The organism is Mycobacterium sp. NGS11, from assembly GCF_059813315.1.
Genome location: NZ_JCALEJ010000002.1, coordinates 215,254 through 232,533, shown reverse-complemented (window position 1 = coordinate 232,533; position 17,280 = coordinate 215,254). Strand labels below are relative to the sequence as shown.

The window sequence follows — 17,280 nt, the reverse complement described above, 5'->3', positions numbered from 1 at the left end:
GCGGGCGCTCGACGAACTGCAGGCAGCGGGGCTTTACTCGATCTTGACCAGGTATTGAATTGTGCCGCCGAAGATAGCTGACGTGAGTACGCTTTCATCGGTGGAACTGGGCGTTTTGGGACCGCTTCAGGTCCGGCAAGGCGGAGCGTCCGTCGTCATACCGGGCGCGAAACCACGCGCCATCCTCACGATGCTCGGACTGCACAGCGGTTCCGTCGTGCCGGCCGACACGCTCGTCGAGCTGCTCTGGGGTCAGGATCCGCCGCGCACCGCCGCCAAGGCCCTGCAAACCCACATCTCTTCGTTGCGTCGCACCCTCGGCGACGGATTCGTGGTGACCCAGGGCGCGGGCTGGACTCTCGCCGAAAGCGAGGTCGATGCCGCGCGCTATAAATCGACGGCCCGGCTGGGACGCGAGGCCGCCGCCGCGGGCGATACCAGCCAAGCGCTGGCCCGGTTCGATGAGGCCCTTGCCCTCTGGCGCGGAGCCCCCGAGCTGCCCGACGGCCGGCGCGGAACGTCCGAAAGGACGCGATGGGTCGAGAGCCACGCCGCGCTGGTCGAGGACCGAGCCGATGCACTGCTGGCCACCGGCCGTGCCGCGGAAGTCATCGGTGATCTCGAGGGCGCGGTGGCCGACGCTCCGCTGCGAGAGAGGCGATGGGGCCAGCTGATGCTCGCCTTGTACCGCGCCGGCCGGCAAGGTGAGGCCCTCGGCGCGTATCAACGGGCCCGGTCGCTGCTTGCCGACGATCTCGGGGTCGACCCGGGGCCGGAACTTCGCCGGCTCGAGGCGGCGATCGTCACGCAGGACGCGTCGCTGGATATCGCTGTCGCGCAGAGCGCTCCGTCGGTGACGCGTGCCGTGACGTTCCTGCTCACCGATATCGAGGGCTCGACGGCCGCATGGGAGGCGGATGCCGGCGCCATGGCCGTCGCGCTGGCCCGCCACGATGAGCTGGTCGAACAGGTCGTGACGTCACGTGGCGGTCGGCTGATCAAGACGCGCGGTGAGGGTGATGCGACGTTCTCGGTCTTCGACCGTCCTTCTGCGGGCGTCGCGGCGGCGATCGAGCTGCAGGACGCGATTGCTCACGAGCCGTGGGCTTCGCGGGACCCCATCCGTGTCCGCATGGCGCTGCACACCGGCGAGGTCGAGCTGCGCGACGGCGACTACTTCGGCCGAGCGGTCAACCGGGTTGCCCGATTGCGGTCCCTGGCCGAGGGCGGCCAAATCCTGTGCTCGGGCGCGACCGCCGAGCTCGTCATCGACTCGCTGGCCGACGACGTCATGCTCACCGACCTGGGAATGCGTCAGCTCAAAAACCTCGCGCGGCCCGAGCATGTCTTCGAGTTGCGACTGGAAACCGGTGCAGACCAATCGGATTCACCGGCGCCCGAGATGCCGATGGAGCGGCCCAACTTCCCCGCCGTACTCGTTGGGCCTGGGCCGTTCGTAGGGCGTGGCCGCGAACTCGAAGGGCTGCTTTCGGCGTGGCAGACCGCGCTGGCCGGCGGTGTGCGCGCCGTATTGATTGCCGGTGAACCCGGTGTTGGCAAGACGCGTCTGGCCGGTGAATGGTCGCAACAGGCCTACGAGCAAGGGGCGGTCGTCCTGTACGGCCGTTGCGACGAAGATCTCGGGGCTCCTTATCAGCCGTTCGCCGAAGCGCTGCGTTCGCTAGCGCCGTGCGTGGGTGCGGACCGGCTGAGAGCTGTGCGCGGCGTCGAGGCGTTGCTGTCGCTTGTGCCCGGACTGGCCGATGTGGTGCCCGATCTCACTCCCCCGGCACACGCCGATCCCGACACCGAGCGCTACGCGTTGTTCGATGCCGTCGTTGCCCTGCTCGAAATCGCCTCCAAGAGCGCGCCGGTGGTGATGATCGTCGACGACCTGCACTGGGCAGCCAAGCCGACACTGCTGCTGTTGCGACATCTGCTGCGGTTCGGCGACCACGCCCGCGTGCAGATCGTCGGCACCTATCGCAGCACCGACCTCGACCGCTCACATCCCCTCGCCGCGACGCTCGCCGACCTGCATCGCGACGGGACGGCGAACCGGCTCACGCTGAGCGGACTCGACGAGGACGACGTGACGGCCTACGTGGCCGAGGCGGGCTACGACGACGAGGAACTCGCCCACGCATTGGCGTCTGTCACCGGTGGTAACCCCTTCTTCCTCATCGAGGCTCTGCGCCATGTCGACGAGAGCGGCGGCGTGTGGGACCAGAGCACCCTGCCCCAGGGTGTGCGGGAAGCGGTCAGCCGCAGGCTTTCTCGGCTCCCTGCCGACACCAACAAAGCCCTTGCCGCGGCCGCTGTTGTCGGCAGCCGGTTTGCCCTTGATCTGGTCGAGCAGGTGGTAGGAACTGACCTCATCGACGCGTTCGACGAAGCGCGCCAGGCCGGCATCGTCATCGAAGAGCCCGGCGGGTACTACCGCTTCAACCACGCGATCGTCCGGCAATCACTGCTGGCCGAGCTGGCATCCGTGCGGCGCATGCGACTGCACCAGCGCATCGCCACGACACTCGAGACGCTGCCCGGCGCCGACGACGAGTTGCTGGCCGAACTGGCGCATCACTATTTCGAATGCGCTTGGGCGGGAAACGCAGCCAAGGCGGCCTTTTATTGTCGGCGTGCCGCCGACCAGGCGATGGCTCGACTCGCCTACGAGGGTGCCGCCGATCTTTACGATCACGCCCTGCACGCGCTCGAGGACATCGACGACGAGCTCCCCGACCGTGACGACCAGACCGTTGAATTATTGGTCGCGCGCTGCGAGGCTCTGCTGGCCGCGGGTGACGTGGCCCCCGCAGCCGGTGCAGTCTCTCAATTGCAAGCCGCCGCAGCGGATTCGGCCCGGTTAGCGGCGTGGGCGACGTGCTTCGACGGTCAGCTGTCGATGCTGATTCATCCCGAGCGGCTCGACGAGGTGGAGATCGCGTTGGGTGCGGCTGCCGCCAAACTGGCGGAGCTGGACGACGCCGCCGGGGAAGCCAAGGCGCACACCGTCCGGGCCGGGTGCCTGGCGCGTCTCGGGCGAATCGGCGACTGCGAGATCGCTCTGGACGACGCCCTCACCGCGGCGCGTCGGGCGCGCGAACACCGCCGGGTGAACGCGGTTTTGGCGGGCGCGCCGCTCGCGGCGCTGTGGGGCCCCAATCCTGTTCCGCGCGCGGGCGGAAGGTGTCTTGACGTGGTGCGGCTGCTTCGCATCACGACCGACTCCCCCGCCGTCGAGGCCACCTCGACGCGATGCCAGGCGGTGTTGGAGGCGTTCCGCGGCCGCACGGCGGCGGCCCGGCGGATGATCGACTCGGCCCGGCGAACACTGACCGAGCTCGGCCTGCGCCACGCGTTGCTGGAAGTTGAGCAGTTCGCCGGCATCGTCGAACTCATCGGCAATGATGCCGCCGCCGCGGAGTCCCATCTGCGCAAGGCCTACAACGGCTTTCGCCGCATGGGCCTGGACGCCGATACCGCCGAGACCGCAGCGCTGCTGGGCCGGGGCTGCCTTGCGCTCGGTCGAGATGACGAGGCTCGTGAATTATGCTCGGAGAGTGAGCGTCTCGCCGGCCACGCGCTGAAGGCGTCGATCGCATGGCGGACGCTTCGGGCGCATCTACTGGCGCGAGACAATGATTTTGACGCGGCTCGACGGGTCGCCGAGGAGGCGGTCAATCTGGCCGAACGCACCGACGCCCTGGTCGATCACGGCGACGCATGCCTGACGCTGGCGACCGTTCTGGGCGCCGCCGGCGACATCGCGGGAGCGCGCATCGCCGCCGAGCGGGCGGTCGATCTGTATGAGCGAAAAGGCGCTGCGGCGCTTGCGGACGTGGCGCGGCAAGTTCTCGGCGAGCCAGCTCAGCCGCCCACCCCGGCTCCTCCCGAAGTGCCTGTTGTCGAATTGGACAGCGAATGCGTGCGAGTGGGCGAACGCGTGATGGCCGCCGTTCATCGCAAGGACTGGGATGAGTTCGAGCGGTTGTTCGCCCCGAATGTCTCGATCGAGAATCGGCGGAAGATCGTCGGCGTTGACCACCCATCGGACGCGGGGCGACGTGAGGTGAGGCGTGAGCTGGAAGCGGGCGCCACGCGCATCGACTATGTCATGGTCGCTGCGCGAGGCGAGCGGCTGGCTCTGTCTCGTTTGATGACGAGCACTGTCGACGAGAGTCCCGGAGCGCCGCACGACGAGCTGCTCCAGCTATACGCCATCGACGAGAATGGCCAAGTCGTGCGACAGGTGTGGTTCGACGTCGATGACATGGACGCCGCGATGGCCGAACTCGACGCGGCCTACGCTCGACTCGAGCACGAGCATGTGCGGAGGCTGGATAATGCTGCGACGCGGGCATACGAGCGCCTGCACGCGAATTTCAAAGCCCGCGACTGGGACGCGATAACCGAGCTCCTCACCGACGACTACTGCGGCGACGATCGTCGTTCGGTGGTAGGTTCCGGGATCCGACGCGGCCCGGATGCCGCGATCGAAGACTACCGGTCGGCCGCCGACATCGATGTGACGGATGCGCGTTCGGAGACCGTTGCAACCCGTGGGGAGCGTTTGGCCCTCACTCGTGCCCGCTACGCGCGAAGCGCCTTGGAATCGGAGACATTCCGCGTCGACTTCCTCCAGATCGTCGAACTCGACGCCGACGACCGGATCGCGGCGATGGCCGCGTTCGACCTCGACGACTTCGACGCCGCCGTCGCCGAACTCGATGCCCGGTATCTCACCGGCGAAGCGGCGCCGCACGCTCACACGTGGTCGGTGATCGCCGGAACTTACGCCTCGATCAGGCGGCACGAATTCCCCGCGCTGACAACCGATTGCGTGACTATGGATCAACGGCGGACCACCGCGTTTGCACCCGGTGAGCTACCCGCATACATCCGTGCCGGGTGGGACATCGGGCAAGAGATCCAACCGTACGTCGCGGTTGTACACCGGTTGACCGATCTCGGAGCGGTCTGCAGCGCTGCGTCGCATGGATTTTCGCATGAGGGCCTCGACGCCGAATGGCGACACCTTGCCCTTTCGACGGTCCAGGGCGACATGGTCAACCGCTGCGAGATGTTCGACGAGGCCGACCTCGCCACCGCGCTCGCGAGATTCGAACAGCTCGACGCACCGGCACCGCGAATGGAAAACGCGGCGGCGCGCGTATTCGACCGCGTCTGGTCTCATTTCGCGACTCGCGACTGGGACGCCATGGCTGAAATGGTGAGTGACGACTACGTCGGAGTCGATCACCGACGAATAGTGAGCGCCGAAACTCAACATGGGCGGAACGAAGTAATCAGGGACCTGCAGGCGGCGGCAGGAGTCGGATTCACGCTTTCAATGGTGAGCGCCATAGCGATTCGTGGAGACCGCCTGGTCCTCGCACGGACTCGCGCCACCGGCCGCGACCCCGACGTGGCCCAAGACGATGCCCTCAACGTCGTCGGGATCGACGCCGATGACCGGATCGCGAGTGTCGTCTCGTATGACGTCGAAGACTTCGACGCCGCCATCGCCGAGCTCGAAGCTCAATACCTCGCCGGCGAAGGGGCCGTCCACGCGCGCACGTGGTGCGCCGTTGCACGCAGTTACACCGCGCTCAACCGGCACGAGTTGCCGTCGACTACGCCGGACTGCGTGAATGTCGACCACCGACGGGAAACCGCGTTCGGGCCCGGCGATGTGAACGCATACATCCGCGCGGGATGGGACTCCGAGCAGGACATCACCGTCTACGTCGAGCAAGTGCATTGGGTGAGCGACGTCGGGGCGGTCATCACCTATGCGGCGCATGAAACTTCGCAGCAGGGCTTGCTCGCAGAGTGGCGTGGGATCGCCGTGTTCACGGTCGATGGCGACATGATCAACCGCACTGAAGTTTTCGACGAATCGGTTCTCGACGACGCGATCGCGAGGTTCGAGCAGCTGACCCGACCGGCGCCGCAACTGGAAAATGCGGCAAGCCGCGCGAACAAACGCATCCAGGAGAGGTTCGCGGCCCGCGACTGGCCAGCTCTCGCACAAGGACTGGCCGACGACGTTTCGCACGACGATCGTCGGCGCGTCGTCGGCATGGGATTGCGGCACGGCCGCGAAGCCATGCTTGCCGAGGCTCGGGCGCTTGTGGCGATCGGCGTTACCAACGCAACCTCGGATGTCATCGCTATCCGCGGTCAGCGCCTCGTCTTCAGCCGAATCCGGACGTGGGGCCGCGACCAGCGTCCCGAGGGCTTCCATACCGATGCCCTCGAGGTTGTCGAGATCGACGCGGACGAGCGGATCGTGGCACGCGTCGTGTTCGACGTTGACGATTTCGACAGCGCTATCGCGGAATTCGAAACTCGCTATATTTCAGGCGAAGCCGCCGATCATGCCCATACTTGGGCGGTGATTAGCGAGGCGTACGCCGTACTCAATCGGCACGAGCACCCGCTGACGACAGCTGATTGGTCGAACATCGATCACCGGCGAGGAGTGTCCTTTGCGCCAGGTGAAACGTCGGTGTTAATTGCTAATTGGGACGCCACGCATGGCCTAAGAAGTTTCGTCGAGGCAGTGCATCGGCTTAACGACCTTGGCGCTGTGGTTACCTCGGTGACGCACGAAACCTCGGATGATGGCTTTCATGCCGAGTGGCGAGTAGTCAGCCTGCTTACTGTTGAGGGTGACCTGATCGACCGCCTGGAAGTTTTCGACGACGCCGACCTCGACGCCGCGATCGTCAGGTTCGAGGAACTGCACCCGCTGCCGCGGCGGCTGGAAAACGCCGCCAGCCGCGTGGACGAGCGCTTCCAGACATGCTTCGCGGCCCGCGACTGGGCCGCGATGCGCGAAATATTGGCCGACGACATTTGTGCCGACGATCGCCGCCGCGTGGTGAACGCCGGAATCCGACACGGTCGGGACGCCAAAATCACGGACATGCGGGCGACCGCCGACCTCGGGACCACGAAGAGTACGTCGACCGCAATCGCCATCCGCGGACAGTGCCTCGCCCTAGTGCGTATCCGCCTCTCGGGACGAGACCAGCGGCCGGACGCATTCCAGACCGAGATGCTCGGCATCACCGAGGTCGACGCCGATAATCGGATGACTGCGCGGGTTCTTTTCGACCCCGACGACATCGACGCCGCCTTCAACGAACTCGAGATCCGTTACATGGCAGGCGAAGCAGCCACTTATGCGGATACGTGGGCGGCGGTGGCAGGCGTGCACGCGACGTTCAACCGGCATGAATTTCCCCCAGAGGACTGGGTGACCATCGACCATCGGCGAGGCACCCTATTCGCCGCGGACGACATGACATCGGCCGTTCACAGCATCTTCGATCTCACCCCAAATTTTCACGTGCACATCGAACAAGTACATAGACTGAGCCGTTTTGGAGCGTTGATCACCAATTGTCCACACGGATCCTCGCCCGACGGCCTAGACGTCGAATGGCGCATGATGATGCTTCTCATCGTCGATGGCGACCGGCTAAGTCGCTGTGAAGTGTTTGACGAGAACGATTTAGACGCCGCGAACGCGCGATTCGACGAGCTCAGCCGGCCGGCATCGCGCCTGTCCAACGTCACAACCCGGGTGATCGAGCAATTCCTGGCGCACTTTTCGAGCCGCGACTGGAATGCCATGGCGGAACTACTCGCCGACGACTTCTTCTCAGAAGATCGCCGTCGAGTCTTGAACGCCGGGACGCGACAAGGCCGTGACGCCGAGATGGCGAATTGGCTTGCCACCAGCGACGTCTGGATGAGCGATGTTAGGGCAACCGTGGTTGCGACCCGCGGAGCGCATCTCGCACTGTTTCGTTTCGCCTTCGCGAGCCAGGAGCAGGAGCCCGAGGCATTCCAGGCTGCGGCGCTCGGCATCGGGGAAACCAACGACGACAATCGAGTCACGGCGTCCATAGTGTTCGATGTCGATGACATCGACGCCGCCTTCGAAGAACTCGACGCTCGCTACCTCGCCGGTGAGGCGGCCGCCTACTCTCGCACATGGTCGGCGATTGCTGCTGGCTACGCCGCACTCAACCGGCACGAGGTACCTTCGACAACGCGGGATTGGGTGAATGTTGACCATCGACGCGGCATCTCTTTTGCGGTGGGCGAATTAGCGCCTTACATCCGTGCCACCTTCGACGTCGCGCCTGACATCAAAATTCGCATCGATTTTGTGCATCGGCTGACGAGTCACGGTGCGGTCGTCTCGTATTCGGGGCACGGGACCTCACAAGACGGCTTCGATGCCGTTTGGCGAGAGACCGCCCTATTCATAGTCGATGGCGACCTCGTCAGCCGCTGCGAGATGTACGAAGAGGCAGACGTCGACGCCGCGCTTGCCCGCTTTGAGGAACTGCAACCGCAGGCGCGACAGCTGGAAAACTCGGCAAGCCCAATACTCGACCGATACCAAGCTTATTTCTCGGCCCCAGACTGGGGCGCCATGGCAGAGCTACTGGCCGACGACCTTGTCGTAGACGATCGCCGTCGTGTAGTGAACGCAGGAGTTCGTCGGGGTCGAGATCTGCACATCGCGGACCTGCGAGCCGCCGTAGAGGTCGGCGCAAAGACCATATCGCTGAGCCTCTTTGCGACCCGCGGAGAGCGCCTTGCCCTCGTCCATGCGCGTGCCTTCAACCGCGACATGCTCGGCGAGGTCGGCGCCGAGTGGCTCGGCGTCGTTGAGATCGACGCCGGCGAGCGGATCGTTGCGATGGTCATATTCGACACCGACGACATCGACGCTGCCTTAGCGGAACTCGACGCGCGCTACCTCTCCGGCGAGGCTGCCGCATACCTGCGCACTTGGACGGTAATCACTCGGGGCTATTCCAGGGTCAATCGACACGAACTTCCAGGCATGACACCGGAATCGGTCCTCATCGACCATCGAGCGGTCTTGACGACCGAGTCAGAGGGCCTGGCCGGATACCTTCCTAGCTTGTGGGACCTCATGCCCGACATCAGCGTCTACATCGAGGCGGTGCACCGGCTGACCGACAAAGGGGCGGTCATCACACAGGCTGCGCATGGAACTTCGCAGGAGGGCTTCGACGCTGAGTGGCGGGCAATCGTTATCGGCATACTCGAAGGCGACCTCTACACCCGTGTCGAGGTCTTCGATGAGGCAGATCTCGACGCCGCGCTCGCGCGGTTCGAGGAACTCAGCCGGCCGGCGCAGCGGCTGGAAAACGCGGCCACGCGCGTATACGAGCACCTGTTGGCGTACTACGAGGGATGCGACTGGGCCGCAATGACCGAGATTCTTTCCGAGGATCTATTCAGCGACGACCGCCGACGCGTGGTAGGGGACGGGGTCCGGCGCGGTCAGGAGGCTCTAGTCGAAGACCTGCGTGCCGTCGCCGCCGTCGAGGTCACACATGCGAAATCGGTCGCCGTTGCCATCCGCGGGACGCGCCTTGCCCTCACTCGTGCCAGGTACTCACGCAGCCACGCAGAGTCCGAAGCGTTCTACGTCGATTACCTACAAGTAGTCGAGATCTCAGGCGAAGCGCGGATCACGGCCCTCGTTGCATTCGACCCAGAAGACATCGACGCCGCGGTCGAAGAGCTCGAAACACGTTACCTGGCAGGAGAAGCGGCCGCTCATAGGCATACGTGGTCGACGCTGTTGCGCTCTTTCACCGGGTTCAATGAACACCAGCTCCCCTCGACGACACCGGATTGGGTGAATCTGGACCACCGGCGAGGGCGAGCGTTTTCGCCGGGCGATCTGGTTCCGTACATTCACGCCACCTGGCAAGTGATGCCGCAAGCCAAGATCTACGTCGATGCGATACATCGGCTGAGCAATCTCGGAGCGGTCGTCACACAGTCGACGCATGGGACTTCGCCGGACGGCTTCGACGCCGAGTGGCACGAGGCTACCCTTCTGACTCTGGAAGGCGACCTGATCAACCGCATTGAGGTGTTCGACGAGGCAGACCTCGATGCCGCGCTGGCGCGCTTTGATCAACTGGAAGCGCAGACGCCGCGGCAAACCGAAAACGCGGCAAGCCGGGTACTTGACCTCTACTATGTCTACTTCCGCGACCGCAATTGGGTGGCTTTAGCCCGGATACTGACCGACGACAGTTTCGTCGACGATCGTCGTCGCGTGACGAGTTCCGGGTTCTGGGACGGTCGCGACGCCGTACTCGCCAACCTACGAGCCCTTGCCGACGCGGCGCCCGCAACGTGGGCGGTCATCGCGACCCGGGGAGAGCGCCTCGCCCTGACTCGCATCTGTTCGCCCAACCGCGATGTGCGGCAAGGGGAGTTCAGCGTCGGCATGCTCGTCCTCGCCGAAATCGACGGCGAGGCACGTATTGCGGCGCAGGTCGCCTTCGATGTCGAGGACATTGACGCCGCCTTTGACGAACTCGAAACCCGCTACCTAGCCGGTGAAGCAGCCGCCCAGGCCCGCACGTGGTCAGCCGTCGTCGAGAGTTATGCCGCACTCAACCGGGGCGAACTTCCAACGACGACAACAGACTTCGTTGACATCGACCACCGCCGCGGGGCGGCGATGGCGCCCGGGGAGCTGATGAAATTCCTCCGCAGCGCGCTGGACCAAACGCCCGACCTCACCATCCGCATAGTTGCGGCGCATCGGTTGAGCCAGCGCGGCGCCGTCGTCACTCACGCGGCGACCGGAAGGTCGCCCGACGGTTTCGAAGCCGAGTGGCAAGAGGTCAGCATTTTGACGGTTGGTGGCGACAGGCTCAACTGCATCGAGGTCTTCGACGCGGCGGACCTCGATGCAGCACTCGCGAGGTTCGACGAGCTCACCGGCGAAAACCAGGCAAAGTGACGGCGCCCCAACCCCAACCGCTCTTTCTGCTGGCGGACAGCCAGCTGCTGTTTTGGAAACGTGACGACAGGCTGCTGCTTGAGTGCGCCCTCGATGGATTGGCCCGGAACGCACCGCTGACCGCGGCGTACATCGGCGCCTCCAACGGCGATCGTTGCGAGTTCTACGAAATCTTCGAAGCGGCAGTGGATGCCGTGGGAATCAGCGATCGCCGCATGATCGACTCGTCGTTTGGCCCGGACGATCGCGCGTTCCTCGATCATGCCCAGTTGATCGTCCTCGCGGGCGGCGATGTGCGGCTCGGCTGGACTACGTTCGAGGAAACCGGCATGAAAGGCGTGATCCTGGACCGGTACGCCAAAGGTGCTGTACTGGTTGGCATTTCGGCCGGAGCGGTTCAGCTCGGGCGTTATGGCATCGTTGAAACACCCGACACAGAGGGGACGGAGTTGCTCGATGTGTTCGATCTCGTTCCCCTGATTGTCGACGCGCACGACGAGCGAGCCGGGTGGGCGCGGCTGACGCGAGCGATTCAGACGCTTGACGAATCGGTCGCCGGCCTCGGAATTCCTACCGGCGGTGGCGTTATCGCGCACACAGACGGCACCATCGAGGCCCTGCGTCGCCCCGCGCGCAGACTGACTTCCGAAAGCGCTCGCGGGGTGCAGTCCGAGTTGATCCCGCCGATCACCGGGTAGAAGTACTCCCTCGTCGTCGTGGCGTGCGGTGCGCTTCGAGGACGTCAGCGTTGGCCAACGTTTGTGCCTGAGCGGCTAAGGCCGATGCCCGGTTGGCATACGCGATTGCGTCAGAGCCGTTCCCCGCTGCCGTGCCGTGTGCCGCTGCCAAATGCCGTTTCGCCTCGTCGAGCCGCGCCTGGGCCTCGGAGCCGATGTTGGAGCGATATCTGGCGACGTAATCGGAGATTTGACGCACCCTCGCGTCCGCGGTGGACAACGCCTGCTGCGCCGGATGATCGCCGGCGCCAATGTCCACCTGCCCGCCACTCCGGGCGGCGCCGGCGCGCCGACGCCGGCGTGCGCGCCATAGCACCAATAGCAAGAGGAACACGAGGATAAGCACCACCACGACAACGCCGATCGCGATCAGCGGCCAGAGCGGTTTCGACGAACTTGCCGGCTTGGACGAGCTCGCCGACTTGTCCAACCCGTCGGCCGCGGCGACCGCGGCGCCGCTCCAGTCTTTAGCGCCCAGTACCGGTTCAATCTGGGTAGTACGCAGTTTGTTCGACTCGGCGGCGGTGAGGATCTGCGGCGGCACGTCGAACGCGTACGACTTTGTATTCGTGGCCACCGCCAGCAGCGCGTCGTGGTCGCCCATCCCACTTGCACTGCGGGTTCGGTCGGCCCAGTTGTCGGGCTTGAACCTGGAGAAGTTGTCGACGTAGACCACCCACAGTTGGATGTGGCGGTCGCGGTTGAGGCGGTCGAGGGCATCGCTGACCGCTGCCCGGTCGGAACCCGACAACACCCCGGTGTTGTCGGTGATGTGGTCGGTGAGCTTGGAAGGCGGCTGCGCGCCGGCGGGGCTTGCCCAAAGCAGCACCGCTGTGAGAATTGTCAGGACGACGCCGAACAGGCGAAAAACCCGCATATGCGTAATCTAGCCGCCAATCCGAGGCGGCGCGGGCGTAGCTTGAACGCCCCGGCCAGCGGATTGAGCATTCCTTAACAGCACCGCGGTGACCAGCAGAATCCGCCTGCGTCTTCCATTCGGCATGATCCCCGCACACACTGGACACCCTCTGGTTAAGCGCGTAACCTCTGTCGCGCGGCGACAGCGATTTTCGAGTGAAGGGCCCTGAGGGACATTGAGTAACACCATTGCGGTCTTCAACCCGTCGAACGAGGAGCAGATCGCGGAGGTCCCCGATTCGGACCAGGCGGCCGTCGACGCGGCGGTGGCCCGGGCACGCGAGACCTTCGAGTCGGGCGTGTGGCGCAAGGCGCCGGCGTCGCACCGCGCGAACGTCCTCTTCCGCGCCGCGCGCATTATCGAGGAACGCAAAGACGAACTGGCCGCGCTCGAGGCCCAAGACAACGGTATGAACCTGACGGCCGCCGGCCACATCATCCCGGTGTCGGTGGACATGCTGAAGTACTACGCCGGTTGGGTCGGCAAGATTCATGGCGAGTCGGCCAATCTTGTGTCCGACGGCCTGCTCGGCACCTGGGAGACCTACCACACCTTCACCCAGCTCGAGCCGGTCGGCGTCGTCGGCCTCATCATCCCTTGGAACGGGCCATTTTTCGTCGCGATGCTCAAGGTTGCGCCCGCGCTCGCGGCGGGGTGCAGCGCGGTTCTCAAGCCCGCCGAGGAGACGCCGCTCACCGCGCTGAAGTTGGAAGAGATCTTCCGCGAGGCCGGTCTGCCCGACGGTGTCCTGAATGTCATCACCGGCTACGGCGAGACCACGGGTGCCGCGCTCACCGCGCATCCGGACGTCGACAAGATCTCTTTCACCGGGTCGACGGAGGTCGGGCGGCTGATCGTGAAGGCGGCCGCGGGTAACCTCAAGCGACTGACGCTCGAGCTCGGCGGCAAGTCACCGCTGATCATGTTCGACGACGCCAACCTCGACAAGGCGATCATGGGGGCCGGCATGGGCCTGCTCGCCGGCTCCGGCCAGAACTGCTCCTGCACCTCGCGGATGTATGTCCAGCGCGGCATCTACGACAAGGTGGTCGACGGCCTCGCCGGATTCGCGCAGATGCTGCCGATGGGCGGCAGCGATGACCCCGATTCCGTTCTGGGACCGCTGATCAGCGACAAGCAGCGCAAGCGCGTCGAAGGCATTGTCAACGACGGCGTGGCCGGTGGAGCGCAGGTGATCACCGGGGGTAAGCCGATGGACCGCAAGGGCTACTTCTATGAGGCGACGATTATCACCAACACCACGCCGGACATGCGGCTCATCAAGGAGGAGATCTTCGGCCCGGTCGGCTGCGTGATCCCCTTCGACGACGAGGACGAGGTGATCGCCGCCGCGAACGACACGCACTACGGGCTCGCCGGCTCCATCTGGACCGAGAACCTGTCCCGCGCGCACCGCGTCGTCAACGAGCTTCGCGCGGGCCAGATTTGGGTGAACTCCTCGCTTGCGGCGGACCCGTCGATGCCGATCAGCGGTCACAAGCAGTCGGGGTGGGGCGGCGAGCGCGGCCGCAAGGGTATCGAGGCCTACTTCAACACCAAAGCGGTCTACATCGGCCTCTAATCGGCTAGCAGCGCGGTGACCGCCGCCGGTGCACGAAATGATCGCGCCGAGGGAAACTCTGGGCTACGCCGACGTGCGCTGGCATGGTTACGAGTTGTGCGGGTGTGGCTGAGCGGCTAGGCAGCGGCCTGCAAAGCCGTATACACGGGTTCAAATCCCGTCACTCGCTCCAGGCTCTCGACGCGAAAGGCGGCTACAGATCTTCCGCGGCGGCGTCGAGGTAGAACCATCGACCGGCGCGGCGCTCGAAGCGACTGCGCTCATGCAGGCGGCCCGCGCGGCCCCCGGACTCGTAGTCGGCGGTGAATTCCACTTCTCCGCAATCATCGTCTGGCCCGCCGGCCTGCGTGGCGATCACCCGCAAGCCGGTCCAGGCGATGTCCGGGTCGGCGGTCACATCCGCCGGGCGGGTTCGCGGGTGCCACGTGCGAAACAGGTAATCCGAATGACCGTAGGCGAAGGCCGAGTACCGCGATCGCATCAATTCCTCGGCCGTCTGGGCCTGTGTCTCGCCGTGGTGAAGCGGCCCGTAACAGGCGCGATAGCTTCTGTCGCTGCCGCACGGGCACGGCGGCCCGAGAAGGTCGTTCACATCAAAAGCTTGACAGACCCTTAGGGCGAGTCGCCCGGGGGTGCGGCGCCTGCGGCGTCCTGCAGCACCTGTTGCAGCTTGTCGAGCGGATCGCCGCCCGTGGGATCGAGCCGGCGTGGAGGCACTTCCCGGCCGTCGCCCGTGATGACAGCGAGGGGCGGTGGCGGTGGAGGCAGCGCGGCCGGTGGCGGTGGTGGCGGAGGCGGTGGCGCAGGCGGCGTAGCAGCCATCGCAGTCCTCTTGGCCGCCAAGCGGTTTGCGGCGTCATCGCGGATCAGGTGCCGCTGCGGGTCCGGGTCGGTGTTGGCGGCGAAGCACCCTCGCGGCGCGGCACCGACGACCGCCAACGCACTCGCGTAGCGTTCGTCGGCGCGTGCGCGGTCCCCTGCCGCTGCCGCCCGGTCGCCCTGGGTCTCGCGGACCAATTCGAGGTTGACCCGCGCCGGACAGGAGCCGACGGTGCCGCTGCGCGCCACCGCGTCGGTGAAGTGGGCGTCCGCATCCTCTAGTCGGCGGTCGAGCACGGCGGCTGTGCCTTCGGCGAACGGCGCTCGCGCCGGTTCCACCACATTGGCGACTCCGAGGATCGCCGCATCGGCCCGTACCGCGCTTGCGTCGCCTCTGGTGAAGGCGTGGCCTGCCGAATTACCGAGTAACACAACCGAAAACAGCTTCATCGCGACCAGCAGCGCGATGGCGACGACGGGGGCCGAGTAGGCCAGGAGCCGTCGTCGCAGCCGCAGTCGCGCCGGCCCGGGCGTCATGACGCCAAGTCCCGTCGCGCGATGCGGCCACGACGAAACTCGCGGACGGACAGGTAGATCTCGGCGAGCAGCAGCCCGGCGGCAAGCAGCGCGGGTAGCCAGTACAGCTCGGTCCGGTTCAGGGCGTCCGCCCGGCTATGCGGTGTGTCGGGCAGGTTCGGTTGCAGGGGCTGTCCGAGATCGCGGTGTACGTACGGAACGCCGAGTTGTGCTGCGATTCTGTGCAACTCGCCCTCATCGATCGCGTCGGAGCGGCCGTAGCCCAGCACCGCTCCGCCGGCCACCGACCCCCGCATGACGTTGAAGTCGCCCTGCGGCGCGCGCGATCCCGGCGCACCCGATCCGAGGTAGAACACCGCGTTCCGCGAACTCGGGTATTGCTGTGTCGCCTCGATCAGCTGGTATCGCAGCACATTGTCCGCCGCTCCCGCGTTGGCGTCGGGACTGACCGGCTGGGAGCCGAGCGCGGCGATGGTTGGGCGCAGGCTCCAAACATCTTGAGATAGCGGCCAATTCAGTGAGGCCTTTGAGGCGAAGCCGACCAGGGCGTACCGGGCCGCCGGGTACTGCTTGATCAACGCCGCGATGTCGTCGCGCATGCCCGCGATCCGCGGTTGACCATTGCCATAGTCCTCGACGCTCGAATTGGCCGACTGATCGACGACGAGAAACACGTTGAGGTTCGCTCCGGCGACGGCCGTTGCGCCCTGGCGGTTTCCGTCATCGAGAAGTGCCGGACGAGTGGTCGCAGCGATGAGCAGCAGCACCGCGAACGTCACCCCGGTCCACCGCAGCGCGGCCCGCTTTCGGCGTCCGGCCGACAGGAGCGCCTGGCGCGGCGCCACCAGGCGCGCCAGCAATAGTGCAGCAGCAACGACAGCCAGGATCGGCCAGGGCAGCACGGGCTGAAATGTCATCGGCGCAACACCAACAGGGCCACCGACAGCACTGCCGCCGACACTAAGGCGATCACCAGTGGTACCACCGGCGCATCGCGGAGGTCCGCTGTGAGGATGGTGCCGTCGGCGCGGCGCGCCGACGGTGTGTGGGCGCGAATCTCGTTGAGAATCGCCGCAACTGACTTCGTGGTCGGCACGGCGTACCGGCCACCGGTCCGCTCGCTAAGCGCGACCAGCGCGCCGCTCGCGGGTGACGGGGCGGTGTCGATCACATTCACTTGGGCCCCGGCGCGCTCGGCCAGGGCTCGGACACTGCCATCGGTGAACAAAGCGGCACGCTGCTCCCCGGCGGCGCGAAGATCCGACGGACCGAGATAGATGACCGAGCGCCGGTCACTGCTGTGCTGCTCGTCGGACGGAAACCCCGAGAGGCACAGCGCGAGAACGTCGTTGACGCTTGCGGCGTAGTCGGTGTAGGACACCGGCGGGGCGAACGATGCCGACTGCGTCTCATGGGCGCCGGTATAGTCGCCGAACCGCTCGGCTGCATACTGATGGTCGCGCGTCAGCGGCACCAAACGGCGGTTGGCCGATGTCAGGCCGATGCGTTGGCGTTGCGGGGACGCGAGGGCTTGTCGCGCGAAGTAGTCGAGCAGCTCAGTCGTCGTCGCATCGGTCGCCGGCTGCCCGACGCACAGCATGATGTCCTCGGGGTGAGCAGCGTCGAAATCCTTGCTCGCCACGGTGGGACGGGCCGCGGCCCAGGTCGCGGCGCCGAACATGACCGTCAGCACGACCAACGTCACAATCGTCGAGAGCGAGCGCAGCCGAGCGACTTTCGCGTACTCGGGCAGCCGGGTAAGCCGTGCGACGTTGGCCAATGGTCGCAGCCGTCTCCGAGCGGCGGTCATCGGAAGCAACGCCGCCAGCGCGACAATCACGACCAAGCAGGCCGCTCC

8 protein-coding genes and 1 tRNA gene are annotated in these 17,280 nt (G+C 65.7%); 4 read left to right on the top strand and 5 right to left on the bottom strand.

Features of this window, described 5'->3' with window-relative positions; genetic code table 11:
- Positions 1 to 100: 100 nt before the first annotated feature.
- Complete coding sequence (locus tag AC5Y4T_RS03795; RefSeq protein WP_499952121.1) at positions 101 to 10,828, top strand: BTAD domain-containing putative transcriptional regulator; 10,728 nt, start codon at positions 101 to 103, stop codon at positions 10,826 to 10,828.
- Positions 10,825 to 11,526, top strand: coding sequence for a Type 1 glutamine amidotransferase-like domain-containing protein (locus AC5Y4T_RS03790; protein WP_499952119.1), 702 nt, complete (start codon positions 10,825 to 10,827; stop codon positions 11,524 to 11,526). Before AC5Y4T_RS03795 ends, AC5Y4T_RS03790 begins: the two co-directional genes overlap by 4 nt.
- On the opposite strand, the gene AC5Y4T_RS03785 is transcribed toward AC5Y4T_RS03790, so the two are convergent.
- Positions 11,516 to 12,442 (bottom strand): TPM domain-containing protein, encoded by a 927-nt coding sequence (locus AC5Y4T_RS03785; protein ID WP_499952117.1) that lies wholly within the window; start codon positions 12,440 to 12,442, stop codon positions 11,516 to 11,518. The genes AC5Y4T_RS03790 and AC5Y4T_RS03785 overlap by 11 nt on opposite strands.
- A 217-nt stretch (positions 12,443 to 12,659) precedes the next feature.
- Here AC5Y4T_RS03785 and AC5Y4T_RS03780 point away from each other — a divergent pair, with 217 nt between their 5' ends.
- A complete protein-coding gene (locus AC5Y4T_RS03780; protein WP_499952116.1) occupies positions 12,660 to 14,066 on the top strand; it encodes an aldehyde dehydrogenase family protein in 1,407 nt (468 codons plus the stop codon).
- Positions 14,067 to 14,164: 98 nt separating this feature from the next.
- Positions 14,165 to 14,238 (top strand) — tRNA-Cys (locus tag AC5Y4T_RS03775).
- A gap of 21 nt (positions 14,239 to 14,259) precedes the next feature.
- Here the strand turns inward: AC5Y4T_RS03775 and AC5Y4T_RS03770 are convergent.
- Genes AC5Y4T_RS03770 through AC5Y4T_RS03755 form a run of 4 tightly spaced genes read right to left on the bottom strand, consistent with a single transcriptional unit; the run spans position 14,260 to position 17,262 of the window.
- Entirely contained in the window at positions 14,260 to 14,658 is a 399-nt protein-coding gene (locus AC5Y4T_RS03770) for a YchJ family protein (protein ID WP_499952113.1), read from the bottom strand.
- Between the two features lie 20 nt (positions 14,659 to 14,678).
- Complete coding sequence (locus tag AC5Y4T_RS03765) at positions 14,679 to 15,422, bottom strand: hypothetical protein (RefSeq protein ID WP_499952109.1); 744 nt, start codon at positions 15,420 to 15,422, stop codon at positions 14,679 to 14,681.
- The gene (locus AC5Y4T_RS03760) at positions 15,419 to 16,339 is read right to left on the bottom strand and encodes a vWA domain-containing protein (RefSeq protein ID WP_499952106.1); all 921 of its coding nucleotides are present in this window, start codon (positions 16,337 to 16,339) and stop codon (positions 15,419 to 15,421) included. The genes AC5Y4T_RS03765 and AC5Y4T_RS03760 overlap by 4 nt, the downstream gene beginning before the upstream one ends.
- Positions 16,336 to 17,262 carry a vWA domain-containing protein gene (locus AC5Y4T_RS03755; RefSeq protein WP_499952329.1) on the bottom strand — a complete coding sequence of 309 codons (927 nt, stop codon included), beginning with the start codon at positions 17,260 to 17,262 and terminating at the stop codon, positions 16,336 to 16,338. Before AC5Y4T_RS03755 ends, AC5Y4T_RS03760 begins: the two co-directional genes overlap by 4 nt.
- Positions 17,263 to 17,280 lie beyond the last annotated feature (18 nt).